At 35.7% G+C, this 16,175-nt stretch carries 18 protein-coding genes; 4 read left to right on the top strand and 14 right to left on the bottom strand.

The annotated features are described in order from the left end of the window. Both rsmH and mraZ read right to left on the bottom strand, forming a co-directional pair. Positions 1 to 948: a 16S rRNA (cytosine(1402)-N(4))-methyltransferase RsmH gene (gene rsmH / locus IV88_RS05975; RefSeq protein WP_057799768.1), complete on the bottom strand. Its 948-nt coding sequence runs from the start codon at positions 946 to 948 to the stop codon at positions 1 to 3. A 5-nt stretch (positions 949 to 953) separates the two neighbouring features. Then, entirely contained in the window at positions 954 to 1,385 is a 432-nt protein-coding gene (mraZ, locus tag IV88_RS05980) for a division/cell wall cluster transcriptional repressor MraZ (protein WP_057799770.1), read from the bottom strand. A gap of 264 nt (positions 1,386 to 1,649) precedes the next feature. Between mraZ and IV88_RS09120 the strand changes: the two genes are divergently transcribed. Continuing rightward, complete coding sequence (locus IV88_RS09120; RefSeq protein ID WP_083486855.1) at positions 1,650 to 1,781, top strand: DUF4044 domain-containing protein; 132 nt, start codon at positions 1,650 to 1,652, stop codon at positions 1,779 to 1,781. 47 nt (positions 1,782 to 1,828) lie between these two features. Here IV88_RS09120 and IV88_RS05985 read toward each other — a convergent pair whose 3' ends face one another. The 4 genes from IV88_RS05985 to IV88_RS06000 form a co-directional block, all read right to left on the bottom strand. Further along, positions 1,829 to 4,153 (bottom strand): DNA translocase FtsK, encoded by a 2,325-nt coding sequence (locus IV88_RS05985; RefSeq protein WP_057799773.1) that lies wholly within the window; start codon positions 4,151 to 4,153, stop codon positions 1,829 to 1,831. 9 nt (positions 4,154 to 4,162) lie between these two features. Then, a complete protein-coding gene (locus IV88_RS05990) occupies positions 4,163 to 4,675 on the bottom strand; it encodes a tRNA (cytidine(34)-2'-O)-methyltransferase (RefSeq protein ID WP_057799775.1) in 513 nt (170 codons plus the stop codon). Between the two features lie 248 nt (positions 4,676 to 4,923). Next, complete coding sequence (locus tag IV88_RS05995) at positions 4,924 to 6,024, bottom strand: AI-2E family transporter (RefSeq protein WP_083486856.1); 1,101 nt, start codon at positions 6,022 to 6,024, stop codon at positions 4,924 to 4,926. A gap of 95 nt (positions 6,025 to 6,119) precedes the next feature. Next, positions 6,120 to 6,476, bottom strand: a complete 357-nt coding sequence (locus IV88_RS06000) for a PTS glucitol/sorbitol transporter subunit IIA (protein WP_057799778.1) — start codon at positions 6,474 to 6,476, stop codon at positions 6,120 to 6,122. 119 nt (positions 6,477 to 6,595) lie between these two features. On the opposite strand from IV88_RS06000, the gene IV88_RS06005 reads away from it, so the two are divergent. Next, positions 6,596 to 7,597: a lactonase family protein gene (locus IV88_RS06005; RefSeq protein ID WP_057799780.1), complete on the top strand. Its 1,002-nt coding sequence runs from the start codon at positions 6,596 to 6,598 to the stop codon at positions 7,595 to 7,597. Between the two features lie 15 nt (positions 7,598 to 7,612). After that, on the top strand, positions 7,613 to 8,242 hold the full coding sequence (locus tag IV88_RS06010; protein ID WP_057799782.1) for a copper homeostasis protein CutC: 630 nt from the start codon (positions 7,613 to 7,615) through the stop codon (positions 8,240 to 8,242). Positions 8,243 to 8,284: 42 nt separating this feature from the next. Here IV88_RS06010 and mgtE read toward each other — a convergent pair whose 3' ends face one another. The 4 genes from mgtE to yjbM are packed head-to-tail and all read right to left on the bottom strand — an operon-like array spanning position 8,285 to position 11,973. Next, positions 8,285 to 9,655, bottom strand: a complete 1,371-nt coding sequence (gene mgtE, locus IV88_RS06015; RefSeq protein WP_057799784.1) for a magnesium transporter — start codon at positions 9,653 to 9,655, stop codon at positions 8,285 to 8,287. A 3-nt stretch (positions 9,656 to 9,658) separates the two neighbouring features. Then, positions 9,659 to 10,546, bottom strand: coding sequence for an RluA family pseudouridine synthase (locus IV88_RS06020; protein WP_057799786.1), 888 nt, complete (start codon positions 10,544 to 10,546; stop codon positions 9,659 to 9,661). After that, positions 10,536 to 11,342 (bottom strand): NAD kinase, encoded by an 807-nt coding sequence (locus IV88_RS06025; RefSeq protein WP_057799788.1) that lies wholly within the window; start codon positions 11,340 to 11,342, stop codon positions 10,536 to 10,538. Before IV88_RS06025 ends, IV88_RS06020 begins: the two co-directional genes overlap by 11 nt. Before the next feature lies 1 nt (position 11,343). Continuing rightward, complete coding sequence (gene yjbM, locus IV88_RS06030) at positions 11,344 to 11,973, bottom strand: GTP diphosphokinase (protein WP_057799790.1); 630 nt, start codon at positions 11,971 to 11,973, stop codon at positions 11,344 to 11,346. Positions 11,974 to 12,134: 161 nt separating this feature from the next. On the opposite strand from yjbM, the gene IV88_RS06035 reads away from it, so the two are divergent. Next, positions 12,135 to 12,740 (top strand): DsbA family protein, encoded by a 606-nt coding sequence (locus IV88_RS06035; protein ID WP_057799792.1) that lies wholly within the window; start codon positions 12,135 to 12,137, stop codon positions 12,738 to 12,740. A 17-nt stretch (positions 12,741 to 12,757) separates the two neighbouring features. Here the strand turns inward: IV88_RS06035 and IV88_RS06040 are convergent, their stop codons facing one another. The 4 genes from IV88_RS06040 to IV88_RS06055 form a co-directional block, all read right to left on the bottom strand. Next, positions 12,758 to 13,834 (bottom strand): competence protein CoiA, encoded by a 1,077-nt coding sequence (locus IV88_RS06040; protein ID WP_057799794.1) that lies wholly within the window; start codon positions 13,832 to 13,834, stop codon positions 12,758 to 12,760. Positions 13,835 to 13,894: 60 nt separating this feature from the next. Further along, positions 13,895 to 14,599, bottom strand: coding sequence for an adaptor protein MecA (locus IV88_RS06045; RefSeq protein WP_057799796.1), 705 nt, complete (start codon positions 14,597 to 14,599; stop codon positions 13,895 to 13,897). 101 nt (positions 14,600 to 14,700) lie between these two features. Further along, entirely contained in the window at positions 14,701 to 15,099 is a 399-nt protein-coding gene (gene spxA, locus IV88_RS06050) for a transcriptional regulator SpxA (RefSeq protein WP_057799798.1), read from the bottom strand. A 282-nt stretch (positions 15,100 to 15,381) separates the two neighbouring features. Next, positions 15,382 to 16,122, bottom strand: a complete 741-nt coding sequence (locus tag IV88_RS06055; RefSeq protein WP_057799800.1) for an MBL fold metallo-hydrolase — start codon at positions 16,120 to 16,122, stop codon at positions 15,382 to 15,384. Positions 16,123 to 16,175 lie beyond the last annotated feature (53 nt).

Raw genomic sequence — 16,175 nt, forward strand, 5'->3', positions numbered from 1 at the left:
TTAATTTTTAATTTTTTCTATTACTCTAAGTTTTGCGCTATGTGAACGATGATTTTCGTTCTGTTCTGATTCTGTTGGAATAATTGGTTTACGTGTTACTAATTTAAACTTTGGCTGTAACTCATCCGGAATCACTGGTAAACCAGCAGGCAAATCTCCGACTGATGTTTTTTCTTTGAACATGGTTTTAACTAGTCGATCTTCAAGTGACTGAAATGTAATCACAGAAATACGACCACCAATATCAATTAAATCAAGTGCTTGTTCTAATGAATCTTCTAACGCACCTAATTCGTCATTAACTGCAATTCGAATCGCTTGGAAGGTCTTCTTAGCCGGATGGCCACCAGTCCTTCTTGCAGGAGCAGGAATGGCATCTTTAATGATTTCAACCAGTTCCCCGGTTGTTTCAATTTCATGTTCTTTTCTTGTTGACTCAATCCGACGAGCAATCTGCTTAGCAAATTTTTCTTCACCATAGCGAAATAAAATTCGAACCAAATCTGAATAATCCCATGAATTAACAACTTCTTTGGCACTTAACGGAGCACTTTGATCCATTCGCATATCAAGTGGAGCGTCAAAGCGATAACTGAATCCACGACTGGCATCGTCAAACTGTGGTGATGAAACCCCTAAGTCATAAACTATCCCGTCAACCGCGTTAATTCCTTCATTCTGTAGCGCTGTTTTAATATCTCTAAAGTTGCTTTTTATAAATGTTACTTTTTGATTCTTGTAATAGTCTTTTAAATTCTCTTTATTAAAATCAATTGCAGTTTGATCTTGATCAAATGCATACAGATGTCCTGATTCCAACTTGGACAAGATCAGACCACTATGTCCGCCTCCACCCAGAGTGCAATCCACATATGTTCCATTCGGATTAATATTTAGCTCATCAATCGCTTCGTTCAAAAGCACCGTTGTATGGTTAAATTCTGTCATCTATCTCACAACCCAAAATCCATTAAATTTTCAGCAATATCATCAAAGTTTTCTTCTGTTTCAGCTGTAACCTCATTCCAAGTATCTGCATTCCAAATCTCAAAACGATTTGAAACCCCGACCATGACGCAATCCTTAGCTAATTTGGCATGATCACGAAGTTGCTTTGGAATATTAATTCGACCTTGCTTATCGAAGTTACACTGTGTTGCATCTGCAAACATAAATCGAACAAACGCACGACTGTCACGCTTATTCATTGGGAGTTGTTTTAATTTTTCTTCGATCAGTTTCCACTCTGAAAGCGGATAACCAAACAAACAACCATCTAATCCTCGTGTAATAACAAAATCAGTACCTAGTTCTTCACGAAATTTAGCAGGAACGATAATACGACCTTTTGTATCTAATGAATGTTGAAATTCACCCATGAACATCGATATCGCCCCTCCCAATTTACTTATAACTAAATATTACCACTTTCCACCACTTTCCACCACAAAATTCATTAAAAGTCTAACTTTAGTTTTTAGCTCCAATTAAAAAAGCATATAAAAGCTGTATTATTAGCATTTGTACGTCTTTTTGCATCATTGAAATAAGGTGGTGAGTAAAACCAGGTTTTTAAAGCGATCAAATTTGCACTTACCATTTCAATCGGGTAGAATTTATATAAACTTCTGGAAAAGCGGTGGATTTGTGTGAACAATAAAAAGAAAAAAAGTACCTTTCAAAAAGTTACCAACGCAGTTGTTTGGGTAATGATTATTCTGATGTTAGGTAGCGTGCTTTACGGAGCTGTCAGCGCTCTGCCAATGTTCAGTGGTGGATAACAAAAAAAGCATTTGACTAAGAACTTAATTTCTTAGTCAAATGCTTTTTATTTTTGGTCGTCTTTTTGTCGATAAACCACGCGTGGCTTACTACCATCTTGAGGACCGATAATCCCATTTTGTTCTAACTGATCAATCAATCGCGCAGCTCGGTTGTATCCGATTCTAAATTTTCTTTGAAGCATTGAAGTACTAGCTTTTTGCATATCAGTAACCAGTTCTACCGCTTCATCATAATGTTCATCTAAATCGTCTTGTTGGTCTGAACTATTTGTTTCTTCATCAGTAACTACTAAATCCTCGTCATAGTCCGCGTCCTGCTGAGTTTTAACAAATTCAATTACTTTCTTAACATCTTCATCAGATATAAAGGCCCCTTGAACACGTTCAGGTTTATTTTGTCCCATTGGGAAATATAACATATCACCTCTTCCCAACAGCTTCTCAGCACCATTAGAATCAATAATCGTTCTAGAATCGATCCCACTAGCAACCGCAAAAGCTATTCGAGATGGAACATTTGCTTTAATCAGCCCAGTTACAACGTCCACGGATGGTCGTTGAGTTGCAATGATCATATGGATTCCAGCAGCTCGAGCAAGTTGAGCTAATCTAATAATGGCATCTTCAACCTCGTTGGAAGCAACCATCATCAGATCAGAAAGTTCATCAACAATAACAACAATGTAAGGTAAATGCGGACGTTGCTTGCCGTCATTTTTATTTAAATCATCAATATATTCGTTGTATCCTTTGATATTACGTTGATTCATCTCCGCAAAAAGATCATATCGATGTTGCATTTCTGCCACAACCTTATGCAAGGCTCTGGAAGCTTTTTTCGCATCAGTGACAACAGGAGTAAGTAAATGAGGAATATCATTATAAATCCCCAATTCAACTTTCTTTGGATCAATCAAGATAAATTTAACTTCATCAGGTCGTGCATTCATCAATAGTCCATTAATAATCACATTAATCATCACAGACTTACCTGATCCAGTAGCTCCGGCAATCAATAAATGTTGCATCTTTACCAAATCGGCTGTTACTAGATTACCAGACACATCCCGTCCAATTGGAACCTGTAAGATGTGATCATGATGCTCTGGTTGTGACTCAATAATATCTCGGAAAGAAACTGGTGAAATACTGTTATTCGGAACTTCAATTCCAATTAATGATTTACCAGGAATTGGAGCTTCAATTCGAATATCCTTAGCCGCTAAGGCTAAAGCAAGATCATCGGTTAAACCAACAATTTTGCTAACTTTAACCCCAATAGCTGGATGAAGCTCATATTCAGTAACCGAAGGACCTAGACTAACACTTTCAACCGTTGCATCCACTCCAAAGCTAGTTAATGTTTCCTGTAAAATTTTGGTATTCTTTTTAATAGTGTCATATTCCGAACTCTGATCCACCTTACCCATTTTAGTTAACAATGAACTGGGCGGCAGCTTGTAATTTGGATTAATCGTACTCTCTTCGGATGCATATCCCGATGTAATTTCTGAATCTGACTCTGTTTTAACATTTTTCTTTGGGTCAACATGTTCAGAGGCCACCTTAATAGATGGTTCAATTTTATGTTCCACGCCACTGGTTCCATCAACAATAATTGGTTCTTTTGGAATGGGCTTTGGTTCCACAGGCACAGGATTAGATTCATTTTTTACTTGAACCCGTTTGGAATCCTCGGAAGACTTCATTTGAGCCCGTTGTTTATTTGCTTTATGAGATTGCCATAATCGCTTAAGTCTGGTAGTGAATTTGATTAATCCAGCTTTAATCCAACTAAAGACTAGTTGCCCGCCAACTAAAACACTCTCAAGAATTTTATCAAATGGTATGCCGAAAATCATAACAATACCGACAATTACGAATAACCACGTAATTACCAGACTTCCAATTGTTGAAAAACAAAAGTGAATCAATTGATAAAATGCAGCCCCAATCATCCCTGAGCCAACCGGATTATTTGCAGTTTGTTCAGTAAAACCTCGTTGAATTGCTTTGCTGGTTGCATTAATAAAATTATTATTAACTGAAATACTTGATGCAAAACTATATTCAAACCACAACAAAGCACCCACAAATACTGATGTTGATCCCCAAATAACTGTCGACATGCCTTTAAAGTTGTAATCTTTTCCAGTAAATAGCAAATATATTCCGTAAACAGCAAGTAAAACGAAGGCCACTTTATTCAAATCGCCAATTAAAAAGCGAATCATATTTGCTAATAGGATACCTAAAAAGCCACGGGCAAAGTAACCTAAGGCTGCAACTAATACATAAACCAACCCTAGAATGTTTTTAACTGGAACTGCATTCTTTGTGCTTCGTCTCTTTTTTCTTTTTTTTGCCATCGCTGCTCCTTACTTCAATTTATCATTATCATATAGATGAACTAAATCCAGTCCATTATAGTTTTGTTGTCTTAAAGCTTCATAAATTACGATTGCAACACTGTTTGACAAGTTTAAAGCTCTAATATTATCGTCATTTTGCGGAATTCTAATGGCTTTATCAGCATATTGACGCATAAATGGTTCAGGTAATCCAGTTGTCTCCTTACCAAACAAGAAATAATTATCTTCATCAGATACTGAATAATCTGGTTCACTATAATCTCTTGGTGCAAACTTAGATACGATAAATAGTCGAGCAAGATTTGGCAAACTATCTAAAAATGCCGGTAAGTTGTCATGATACTTTATTTCAACTTTATCCCAGTAATCAAGACCCGCACGTTTAACAGTCTTATCATTAATTTCAAATCCTAACGGCTTGATTAAATGCAATACAGAATTAGTTCCGGCACAGGTTCGAGCAATATTACCAGTATTTGCTGGCATTAAAGGTTCAAATAATACAATATGATTTGTCATTTTTTTATTTCCTCTCAAGTACATTCAAATTAAAAAGCGTAGGGACTCGGTTTACAACTGCGAGTGCCTACGTTAGATGAAGTCAATTTTTTCGTAGCAAACGACTCTCATCGATCTAGCGAACAATTGATTTCGCTATTTGATAGTAGCACTAAACCACTGGTACTGTAAAGTTTAGGTTGAATCCTTCTCCACTAAAAAACTACCACTCTAGTAATTCAGAATGGTAGTTATCAAAAATAATCAAGTTATTTATTCTTTTTTGGTGTGGGTGTCATGACCACTGTTTCTTGGTACTCCCCACTAGTCCGTTTGAACCAATTGAATAGATGACTAATTAAAACTTTTAAGACTGCATAAGCAGGAATTCCGAAAATAACACCGATGATGCCAAACATCTGTCCCGAAGCTAATAGTACAATTAAAATTGTCACTGGATGAATAGATAAATTGCTGCCTAAAACCAATGGTGAAATAAAACGGCCTTCGATAGTTTGCTCAATCACGAACACCACTAGTACTTGAAGTAACATTGCTGGCGACATAAAGGCTCCTATAACAATTGATGGAATCATAGCTAAGAATGATCCCAAATATGGAATAAGATTTAAGAATCCAGCTGCAATTCCAATTGTTAATGCAAATTTTAGACCTATAATCGTGTAACCAATAAAGAACATGAGTCCAACAAAGAAAGCAACGATTAATTGTCCCCGAATATATTGACTTAGTTGATTATTAATTTCACCAGAAATAGATTTAAAACGTTCACGTTGATTTACTGGGAAGAAACGTGCTAGGTAATTGGGTAACTGATGTCCATCTTTCAATAAGTAGAAAAGAATAAACGGCATTGTAATTACACCAATAATCACTTTAGTTAGCATGCCAATTACATTGCCTAGTGAAGAAACAGTGTTATTTGCAAATGAACTTACACTCTTAGTAATACTTGCGACTGTATCCTTATTGATGTTTTGAACTTGTTTTTGGACCTCACTCAACCGTGGGTCACGCAAAAAGCCATTTACTTCGCTGACAGCGTGATTCCAGTAATCTGGCCAGTTATTAATCAACGCAATACTTTGAGAGCGAACTACTGGAATGAGCGCCACAATCCCCCAGACAATCAAAATTGCTACTACCACAAAAATAATAGAAATTGACCAAGTTCGTTTCATTTTAAATCTTTGTTCTAATCTATCTACAAGTGGATTTATCAAATAATAAAAAACGCCTGCTAGAACAATCGGTAATCCAACAATATTGAAAAATTGCTTAAATGGTGTGAAAATCCACGTGATTTTAGAAACAACCAGTAGGATTAGTAAAACCAACAAAGTAATCATTAAAGCCACAACAACCCGATTATTTAGAATTAGCTTACCAAACCACGATTTTTTAAAACCTTTTGTTGTTTTATTATTCAATAATTATCACTCCTTTATTTATAGTTAATTGATGCTCCTACTTTAAATTCAGGAAATGTGTATGGTTCAAGATAAATTGCACTGGCCAAGGGTGTTTCAGGAATCTTATCAAAAACAAGTGTTGCGTGGCCAATATTTTGCATATTACCATTTACTAACTTTCCGACAGCCTTCACTTCATATTCATTATCACCGATTTCAATCTGACTGCCAGCTTTAATATCGAGTTGTTTATTAGATTGTTTGTCAAATTGTTGAATGATAGCAACCTGTTTTAAATCGTCTGTGGCACTTTCGTCAAACAGAATTGCTAGTGGATCGCTCTTAGAAATTGCTTGCTTACCTATTTCAATAATTTTTGATGATATCATCTGTTAAACACTCCTTAATTTATATTGTTCTAATTGTATCATATCCGCATAATACAAACGAAGGAAAGCGCAAACATATGATATACTATCTTTGTATTTATTTAAGGAGGATTTATCTAATGATCGATAATATTTTAATTGGTACTTACACCAAAAAAGACAGTAAGGGAATTTATTCAGTTCAACTTGATACCGAAAAAAAGCAACTACAAGATTTAGAGCTATTAGTACCAACTTCAAATCCAACTTATTTAAGTGTTAGCAGTGACAACACACTTTACTCAGTTGTTAAGGATGGCGAAAAAGGCGGACTTGCCAAAACAGACCTCAGTGACACAGAGATCAAAGTTAACAAGATTGCTTCTGCACCTGGCACCCCTCCTGCATACGTTTCAGTCGACGATAAAAATAAGATTGTTTATGATGCAAACTACCATGAAGGTACTGTACACGCATACTCTCAAGATTTAGATGTTTTGGGTGAATTTCAAAACTCAGGAAGTGGTCCAAAAGAAGAACAGGATGGTTCACACCTACATTACGTTGACCAAACACCGGACGGCCATTTAGTAGCATGTGATTTAGGAACCGATGAAGTATTTATTTTAGATTTTAAGGATTCAAAATTCACGACTTTGTCAACTTATCACACAGAACCAGGATTTGGTCCTCGTCATATTGTTTTTGCCCCAAATAAAAAAATTGCTTACCTAGCTGGCGAACTTGCTAGTCAAGTCGAAGTATTATCTTATGAAGAAAACAAATTCACCCATGTTCAAACAGTATCTACTATTCCATCGGACTACAGTGAACATAACGGTGCAGCCGCAATTAGAATCGATAGTACTGGCCGTTTCTTGTACGTTTCAAATCGTGGATTTGATTCAATTGCAGTATTCAAGATTCAAACTGATTATCAACTAGACTTAATTCAAAATATCAGTGTTGAAGGTAGTTTCCCTCGTGACTTTGCTCTAAACCCTTCTGAAGAATTTATAGTTGTTGCAAATCAAAATACGGATAATTTAACATTATTCGGTCGTAACAATGAAGACGGAAAATTAACCTTGTTACAAAAAGACTTTCATGCCCCTGAAGGAGTTTGTGTATACTTCAACTAGATTAGGAGAACCCATATGATTAAAGAAGCAGCAGTAGAAAACTTCACCAATGTTCCAACTGTCATCGCTAATGGTGCTAACAGGATTGAACTTTGTGATAACTTAGCGGTTGGCGGTACAACAGTCAGTAAAGGTGTTATGGCTGAAACACAAAAGTACGCCTCCGAACATCACACACCAATTATGGCAATGATTCGTCCACGTGGTGGTATCTTTGTTTATAACGATACTGAGTTAAAAATAATGGAAACCGATATTTTTCAAGCCCAAGAACTTGGCATTGATGGTGTAGTATTTGGAGCACTAACAGACGATGGTGATTTAGACACAGAAGCACTTGAAATGTTGATTGCAGCCGCTGGCGGTATGCAGATTACATTCCACATGGCATTTGATGCAATACCGATTGAGAAACAGGATGACGCAGTCAAATGGCTCATCGAACATGGTGTTGACCGTATTTTGACCCATGGAGGTTCATTAGATAAGCCAATTAATGAATCTATTAATCAAATTAAAGAAACTATCAAATCAGCAAATGGACAAATCATTGTGCTCCCTGGTGGTGGTATAACAAAAGACAACGTTGATCAGATCACTTCTGAATTAGGCGTTGCAGAAGCTCACGGAACTAAAATCGTTTAATTATATAAAAAAAGGATGGTTGAATTTTTAACCATCCTTTTTTTAACCACCAAATCCAAACATTTTTAGACAAAGTGATGCAATATTGAAATATATTAAGATTGAAGTTAAATCACTAAGTGTTGAAATAAAAGGACCACTAGCAACAGCTGGATCAACTCCGATTTTTTCCATACCGATCGGAATTAAGCTTCCTGCTAAATTAGCAACAAAAATTGCACCTGCCATTGCTAGTCCAACAACCGAACCTAAAACAAGATTTTTCTGCCAAATTAAAACAATCAGAAAAACTGTCGTTCCTGTTAAGGCTCCGATCAAAAGACCGGTCACAATTTCGTTCAGTATCAGTTTCCATAGTGCGTGTTCTTCATCACTAGTTGCAATTCGTCTAATCGCAACCGCTAAACTTTGAGTTCCGGCGTTCCCCGCCGTACCGGTAATTAGAGAAATAAAAATTGCCAGTACACTAACCTTACTTAATACTCCTTCAAAGTGACTGATCAAAGCAGCACTCAACATCCCTAAGAAAAGTAAGATTATCAACCAAGGTAGCCTATTTCGAACTGCTATCCAAGGATTATTAGTCGTTTCTTCAGTATTAATACCAGCCAATTTAGAATAATCTTCAGCAGATTCTTCATCAATAACATCGATAATATCATCAACTGTAACAATTCCTTTGATCTGTTCATTATCATTTACAACAGGTAAAGCAACAAAGTTATAATCCCTAATTTGTTCGGCAATCTCTTCTTGGTCCTCGTTAACATTGACACTTATAACATTTGAATTCATAAAGCTTTCGATTAAGGTATCATCTGAATTCACAATTAGATCTTTAACCGAAATAACACCATCTAACTTTTGGTCTTCTTTAGTAACATAAATATACGAAATAGTTTCAGCTTGTTGGGCCTCACGTTTAACTTGGGCCATGGCTAATCCAACCGTCATACCAGAACTAACCGAGATAAATTCGGTAGTCATCAAAGCTCCAGCCGTTTCGTCTTTATACTTTAATAGCTGACGAACGCGACTTGAGTCCACAGGATTCATGTAATTCAATAATTCTTCTAGCTTATCCGCATGAACCACACCTAAAATGTCAGCCTCATTATCGGCAAACATTGCAGATAATAATCTAGCAGCGTACCTAGGCTGCATTTCATCTAAAAATTCTGCGATTTCAATTGGCTCATCTTCTAATTCATCAAACGCATCACTTAATTCAACCGGAGTGAGATATTCATATACTTTGCGACGATCATCAGGATCAAGATCACTAAAAAAGCGTCCCTGATCAAACGGATGAAGCTCAAAAAAATCAGTACGAAACTTGGTTCTTTTATTTTCAAATAAGGATTGTTTTAAATCATCAAAAACAACCTCAACCTGTTCTTGCAAAGTAATCATCTCCTAAACTAGTTCTGTAATCTGCGAAGCGTAAGGTACTTCTACTGTAATATTGCGATCATCAAATACGGAATAAAAAGTGGTTTTGAAACATTGAAGTGCCTGTCCTACCATCAAATTCCCGCTTTTTTCATCCATTGAACCATATAGTGGATCGTTAACTAACGGAAATCCCTCTGATTCAAAATGAACTCTAATCTGGTGAGTGCGTCCGGTATGCAATTGAACTTCCAAAAGTGTTCTATTATGGGCACGCTTCAAAACCCAGTATTCAGTTTGTGCCGGCTTTCCATCGGGATTAACTTGCCTTTTAATAAATGAGTTAGGATCACGACTAATCGGTTCATCAATTAAGCCATGATCTTTTTCAATCAAACCTTCAACGGCAGTTAAATATCTTTTATCAATCTGGTGCTTTTTTAACTCTTGATCCAGAATCGTATGTGCAAAGCGATGTTTTGCAAAGATAACTAATCCTGTAGTATCTTGATCTAGTCTTGTTACAACATGAACTACATTACTCTCATAGTTATTTGCAATATAATAAGCCTTCACTCGATTAACCAAAGTATCAGTACGATTAGAAGTCGACTGAACTGTCGGTAATCCAGCGGGTTTATTCACAACTAAATAATGTGAGTCCTCATAAACAATATCAATTGGCCCAGCTTTAGGTACCACATGCGGATTCCCTGGTTCTGGCGGCATAGTAACCTCCACTGAGTCCCCTTTCTTAACCATAGCATTAGCCCTCATAGCAACACCATTAACATGCATATTACCACCATGAAACTTAATGCTTTTTAATAATGCTCGTGAAATACGTTTATGAACTAAAAAGGTCCGCAAATGTTGCGGACTCTCATCAGTTACTATCCAACTAAACTTCATTATCTTTACCTATAAATGCATTTTGTACTCGATTCCAGAAACCAGTATGACGGTACTTTGCAAAGTGAACTTCTTCTTTAGCAATCCGATATTCAACTTGCTTAATTACCCGACCAACTGTATCCTCACGATCAGATGTGAAGTTAAACGTTCCCTGGGCAACTGGAATAATTGTAATCTTTTCATTTGGAGCCAAAATGAGTGATGCACCAACCGTTCTAAAAACACGATTATTAATTGAAGCAATTTCAGCCATCTGAAGTACTTTGAGTCGTGGGTGAACAATAGCACCACCGACTGAACGATTATACGCTGTTGAACCAGTTGGTGTAGAAACACACAAACCATCCCCACGAAAACGTTCAAATAGAACTCCACCAATATAAACATCTGCAACCAGCGTGCCCGAAATCTTTTTCAAAGTCGATTCATTAACGGCATTATAGATGACAGGCTTCTTTTCGCCCTCATATTGAACAGCAATTTCTAATAATGGATACCCTACTTCTTCACCGTGATCCTCTTTTAGCGCTGCAACCAATTTTTCTAGCTCATAATCGCGCCAATCAGTATAGAATCCAAGATGTCCAGTATGAACACCAACGAAGCGCACCTTATTCATCAAAGCACGATATTTATGCACGGCTGATAAAAGCGTACCGTCTCCCCCGATTGTAATAACAATATCAGGATCAACATCATCAATTTCAAAATTTTCATTTAATAACAGTTGCTTTAAATCATTAGCAACATCTAAAGAGTGATCTTGACCAGAATGATAAAGTGCAATTTTCATACTACTCTTCCGAGTCCCTTCGTTCATTTTGATATTTTTGTGCTAAATGAATCTGTTTTCTAATATCTGACATTTCCTTGTCTAAATCATATGCAGTAACAGAAGCCTTTTGTAGGCGTTCTCTTAAGACACTAGGAAACTCTCCATCAAATTTGTAATTCAAGGTATGTTCAATCGTTGCCCAAAAATTCATTTCCATGGTTCGAACCTGAATTTCAGCTAGAATTTTTTTCTCGCCTTGCATCATTTGAATTGGATACTCTACCACGATATGGTACGAACGATAACCACTTGGTTTTTCATTTTCAACGTAGTCTCGTTCTTCAATAATAGTCATATCGGTTCTTTTTCTTAATAAATCAACCACTTCGTAAATATCTTCAACGAACTGGCACATGACACGAACACCAGCAATATCTTGCATGTCTTGTTCAATCCGGTCCTCTAAAACTTCTCGTCGAACCATCTTTTCTTTGATACTGCTAACGGGTTTAACCCGACCCGTTACAAATTCAATTGGGCTTTCCTCATTGTTAGCAATAAATTGTGTTCGCATACCCCGTAACTTAACTTTGAGTTCTGAAACAGCTTGCTGGTACGGTAATAAAAAATGTTCCCAGTTTTCAACCATTGTGACTCCTCCGTTCGTTAATCCTTTACTATTTTAGCACAGAAAATATAGAATATTGTTTTGAAACAAAAACTTACAAAACAAATTAATTGCAATTACTTTCACATTTGTTAAAGTATATACAGTTATTAATTAAGCTTTGAGCTGTTGGAGGAGAATTAATGCTTGAGACGTACTTATTCATTTCCCCATGGGGAGACGAGTGTTTTCACTGCGAAAAAGAAACAATTCGATATTTTAAAAATGTAAACGAAAAAGTAGATTTTAAAGTTATTCCAGTTCTTAACATGCGAATTATTCAACGTTATATTCATCGTCAAAAAGAACATGGCTTTGACGTTGTGGCAGACTACAACACTCTTTTTGAAGAAATGTATCAAACCGTTTTAGATTATAAGGCCGCTTGCTACCAAGGCCGCCAAAAAGGACGCAAGTTCTTAGTTAATATTCAAGAAGCTATTATTAATGAACACCAAACTTACTCTAAACAACTTGGCACAGATATTGCAAAAGAAGTTGGTATCGATTTAGAATGCTTTGAACATGATCGCCGTTCTAGTTTAGCTCAAAAAGAATTTAAGCTAGACCAACAGCTTTCACAGGAAATGAGTGTTGATACAGTTCCAGCTTCCGTTATTTTTAATTTAAAAGATGAGGAATGCGGTGTTCTAATTGATCATTATGATTATAATACCCTTGCATCTGTATGCCAGCTCAAACTAAAAGATTTAGAACAACAACAATACTTTGAACCCCACGTTCTCTAATAAGCTGAGACTTTACCCTATTGGTAAGGTCTTTTTTGTTTTTTCAATAGCATTTTCAGTTCTACATTATCGTTTAGTTTTTCCCCACTGTCAGAATACCATCTCACTCTCCGTTCACCTAAATAATAATATCCATCTTTATAAACCAGATGCTTATTCTCACACAATAAATTGAGAAAAGACAGTTCTCGTCCCTTCCCGTCCACAGTATCACCGACCTTCAATCCTACTAATTCCAGTAGAAATAGAACTCGATTTAAAAATGGAACTGTATTTAAATGTTCACGATTGCCGTTGCACACCGGAAAATGGGCTATCCAAGGAGCTCCCATTATAGAATAATGTTTTTGATAACATTTCATTTGTACTTTCAAATAGCGCTGATCAATTTTACTGCCAATGATTTTATGCTCGATAAATGTTAATCTATTTTGCTCTTTTTTAAGTGATGTACGGATAAATGTCTGCTTGTTTGATTTAAAGAATTCAACCAATTTTTTTAAATCAAAGCCGACTAATTTCTTCTGGTACAGAATTTTTCCAAATGCATCTATTTTAATGTCAAAATAAAATAGTACTCTACTCCCAACTAAGAATGAAATCCAAATGCCTAAATATTTATTATTTTGTCCAAATTTACTAGCTACATTATTTAAACGATTTAAAGCTTGATATTTGGGCCCTAAAATCCACCAAACGTGATAACCAGTATGATGATAATCATCTGTTCGTTGCTTCAGCATTGATTTTGAAATGGGACTACATTGAAATTCCAATACAATGATTTTATCTTTCATCCAAACCATGACATCGGCTCTTTGTTTTGTTTCGTGTAGGTAAACTTCTTGCTCTACTTTCAATCCTTGTTTAGCACATGCTTTAGCAATTTGTTGTTTTCCCATCTTGTGAAAATCACTTTCACCAATCAAATTTGGTTTACTCTTAGCTCGCCTATGGTGTACAAAGCTAGCCTGATGTATTTCACCTTTTTTTAGATACACCTCTTCCTTACATTTTGGACATCTATAGAATTCATTTATCTGATAATCTTTGACTGGAATCATTTCATTTTTCGAATTAACGGCCCATTTCACATCAATCACCTCTAATTCAAAGTACAAAAAAAGAGCGATTATAATTTAATCGCTCTTTCATTAGTCAAAATAATGTCTTGAAAGCTCCAATGCCGCTTGAGCCATAATCACCTTGCCATGTTCTTGTAAAACTTCTGGTGCTATCTTTGTTGGAACCGCATATTCATATGCGATTGCCAATTGGTCTTGAATCAACTCAGGACTATTTTCACTTGAGTAGAAAGTTAGTTCCAAGTAATATTCATTTTCATATTTATATAATTTAGATTCAAGTCCCTCGATCTTCATAAGATCAGCAATCTTAGGCAAACTTTCAAAGTCATGTAACTTTAAGATTGTCGTTGTTTGTGACTTACTGTCGGAACCAAATGTTGAAAAGTCAGCTGGATCTTGATCATCACTAGCATCTGTGTCTGAATCTGTCTGTGATAACTTATGTTTTAAAAATTGAGAAACATCATCTAGTTCAGCCTCTGACTCTTTATCTCCAGCTTGTGCTGATTTAATAATTTGTCCCATTGCTTCATTGGGGTTTTTACTAATATATAGTTCCAAACCGTTTCGATTTGGTAAAACCTGGAATGTCACGGAATCATTATTTGAGAACTGATGGTCCGTGTCGACTTCCTCTAAAATACCGTAGAAAAAGTTTTCTATTTGTTGATGATCTCCCATGAGATCCAAAAAGCTAACTCCGCGTTCGCTTAAATCATCTGGACCAATAGTGACCCTAATTGTATCGTCATTAATTCGTTCCATTTCCATGAAATAACACCTCCAGTAGTTACTGGTTATCTAGAACCAAAATAAAAATAGATTCATGGTTTATTATCCCACAAACCTATTTATTTGCAATCATCAAGCCCTTAAAGATTGGCTAATCGTTGAGCTTCTGCTAATTCCAATTGACGAACTTCGCGTGGTAAGAAACGACGAATTTCATCTTCGTTGTATCCCACTTGAAGTCTTTTATCATCAATCATAATTGGACGACGTAGTAATCCAGGATTACTTTGAATTAAATCACACAATTTTTGTAGTGGTAAATCGTCCAAATCAGTGTCTAGCTTTTGAAAAACCTTTGAACGTTTAGAAACGATTTCTTCAGTACCATTTTCAGTCATACGTAGAATTTGTTTGATTTCGTCCATTGATAAGGGTTCTGAAAAGATATTGCGTTCAGTATATGGAATATTGTGTTCTTCTAACCAAGCGCGCGCTTTTCGACATGATGTACAACTTGGTGATGTATATAATGTTACCATTTAAAATTCCCCCTCTGGAAGTGAATCAAATACCAATTAATTTAACTTACAAGAGTTATTATATAACGTTAACCAATGCTTGTCTATGGAATTTTAAAAATATTTTCTTACATTTCGTAAATCATTATAATACATATTTTGCAAAACAGTATCTTTTCTATATTCTATTGAATACTTGTTTTTTCTGCGTAATTTTCTTCATTATTTTTTCTTAATTTTTTTCTTATATTTATCATATATATTTATTTATAATGAAACCGTTTTATATATCAATGATAAAAACTAGACCAAATATTCCTTTCCTAGCTCTGGTAGCTGGATTAAAGATTCTCTTCTACTAAACTTTTTAGTCTCATCTAGAAGATTCTCCAAATTAATTTGAGTTGGCAAATGGCTAATAATCAATTTACGAGATTTAGAATCGTCAAATAACTGCGCTGTTTCTTTTGTTGTTAAATGCCATCTGGTTCCTTCTTTATCTGATAAAAAGTTGGTATCTGTTATCAACAAATCACTATTTTTAACAAAATTAACCAGTCCATCAAAATACGTAGTATCTGAAGTAAAGCTGAATATCTTTCCAGTTGATTTTTCTTGAATTCTAACAGCAAATGCTGGAACAGGATGAACTGTTTTACAGAACGTTACTTTAAATGGTCCCAGGTTCAACTCCGTATCTGTTGAATATGCTTTGCCTATAGTCGAGTCTGGCCATGAAAGTGCCCCAAAATTCAATGGATCTTGAAAATGACCGTAAATTGGTAAGATATCTTGCTTTTTTGAACCTTGTTTAAGTTGCCATAGATACTGTAATACACCAACATCAGCAGTATGATCGTGATGATAATGCGTCAATAAAACCGCATCCAGTTGTAATGGATCTAGGTGTTTTTCAAGTTCCAACAATGTTCCTGATCCTGCATCAAGTAATAAATTAAATCCTTCACTTTGTAATAAATATCCTGTTGTTCCTACTCCATCGGTTGGAAATCCACCATAGTATCCAAGTATTGTTAATTTCATTTTAAAGTCCTCCTCGTATATTTAAAATATATATTCTATTTATTGCTTGGGTG

Origin of the sequence: Pediococcus argentinicus (assembly GCF_001437605.1) — a bacterium.
Lineage (GTDB): Bacteria > Bacillota > Bacilli > Lactobacillales > Lactobacillaceae > Pediococcus > Pediococcus argentinicus.

What these genes read in the sequence shown, in the direction of transcription:
- rsmH (WP_057799768.1), bottom strand. Translation starts at nt 948, where the DNA reads ATGACAGAATTTAACCATACAACGGTGCTTTTGAACGAAGCGATTGAT.
- mraZ (WP_057799770.1), bottom strand. Translation starts at nt 1,385, where the DNA reads ATGTTCATGGGTGAATTTCAACATTCATTAGATACAAAAGGTCGTATT.
- IV88_RS05985 (WP_057799773.1), bottom strand. Translation starts at nt 4,153, where the DNA reads ATGGCAAAAAAAAGAAAAAAGAGACGAAGCACAAAGAATGCAGTTCCA.
- IV88_RS05990 (WP_057799775.1), bottom strand. Translation starts at nt 4,675, where the DNA reads ATGACAAATCATATTGTATTATTTGAACCTTTAATGCCAGCAAATACT.
- IV88_RS05995 (WP_083486856.1), bottom strand. Translation starts at nt 6,024, where the DNA reads ATGATTACTTTGTTGGTTTTACTAATCCTACTGGTTGTTTCTAAAATC.
- IV88_RS06000 (WP_057799778.1), bottom strand. Translation starts at nt 6,476, where the DNA reads ATGATATCATCAAAAATTATTGAAATAGGTAAGCAAGCAATTTCTAAG.
- IV88_RS06005 (WP_057799780.1), top strand. Translation starts at nt 6,596, where the DNA reads ATGATCGATAATATTTTAATTGGTACTTACACCAAAAAAGACAGTAAG.
- IV88_RS06010 (WP_057799782.1), top strand. Translation starts at nt 7,613, where the DNA reads ATGATTAAAGAAGCAGCAGTAGAAAACTTCACCAATGTTCCAACTGTC.
- mgtE (WP_057799784.1), bottom strand. Translation starts at nt 9,655, where the DNA reads ATGATTACTTTGCAAGAACAGGTTGAGGTTGTTTTTGATGATTTAAAA.
- IV88_RS06020 (WP_057799786.1), bottom strand. Translation starts at nt 10,546, where the DNA reads ATGAAGTTTAGTTGGATAGTAACTGATGAGAGTCCGCAACATTTGCGG.
- IV88_RS06025 (WP_057799788.1), bottom strand. Translation starts at nt 11,342, where the DNA reads ATGAAAATTGCACTTTATCATTCTGGTCAAGATCACTCTTTAGATGTT.
- yjbM (WP_057799790.1), bottom strand. Translation starts at nt 11,973, where the DNA reads ATGGTTGAAAACTGGGAACATTTTTTATTACCGTACCAGCAAGCTGTT.
- IV88_RS06035 (WP_057799792.1), top strand. Translation starts at nt 12,135, where the DNA reads ATGCTTGAGACGTACTTATTCATTTCCCCATGGGGAGACGAGTGTTTT.
- IV88_RS06045 (WP_057799796.1), bottom strand. Translation starts at nt 14,599, where the DNA reads ATGGAAATGGAACGAATTAATGACGATACAATTAGGGTCACTATTGGT.
- spxA (WP_057799798.1), bottom strand. Translation starts at nt 15,099, where the DNA reads ATGGTAACATTATATACATCACCAAGTTGTACATCATGTCGAAAAGCG.
- IV88_RS06055 (WP_057799800.1), bottom strand. Translation starts at nt 16,122, where the DNA reads ATGAAATTAACAATACTTGGATACTATGGTGGATTTCCAACCGATGGA.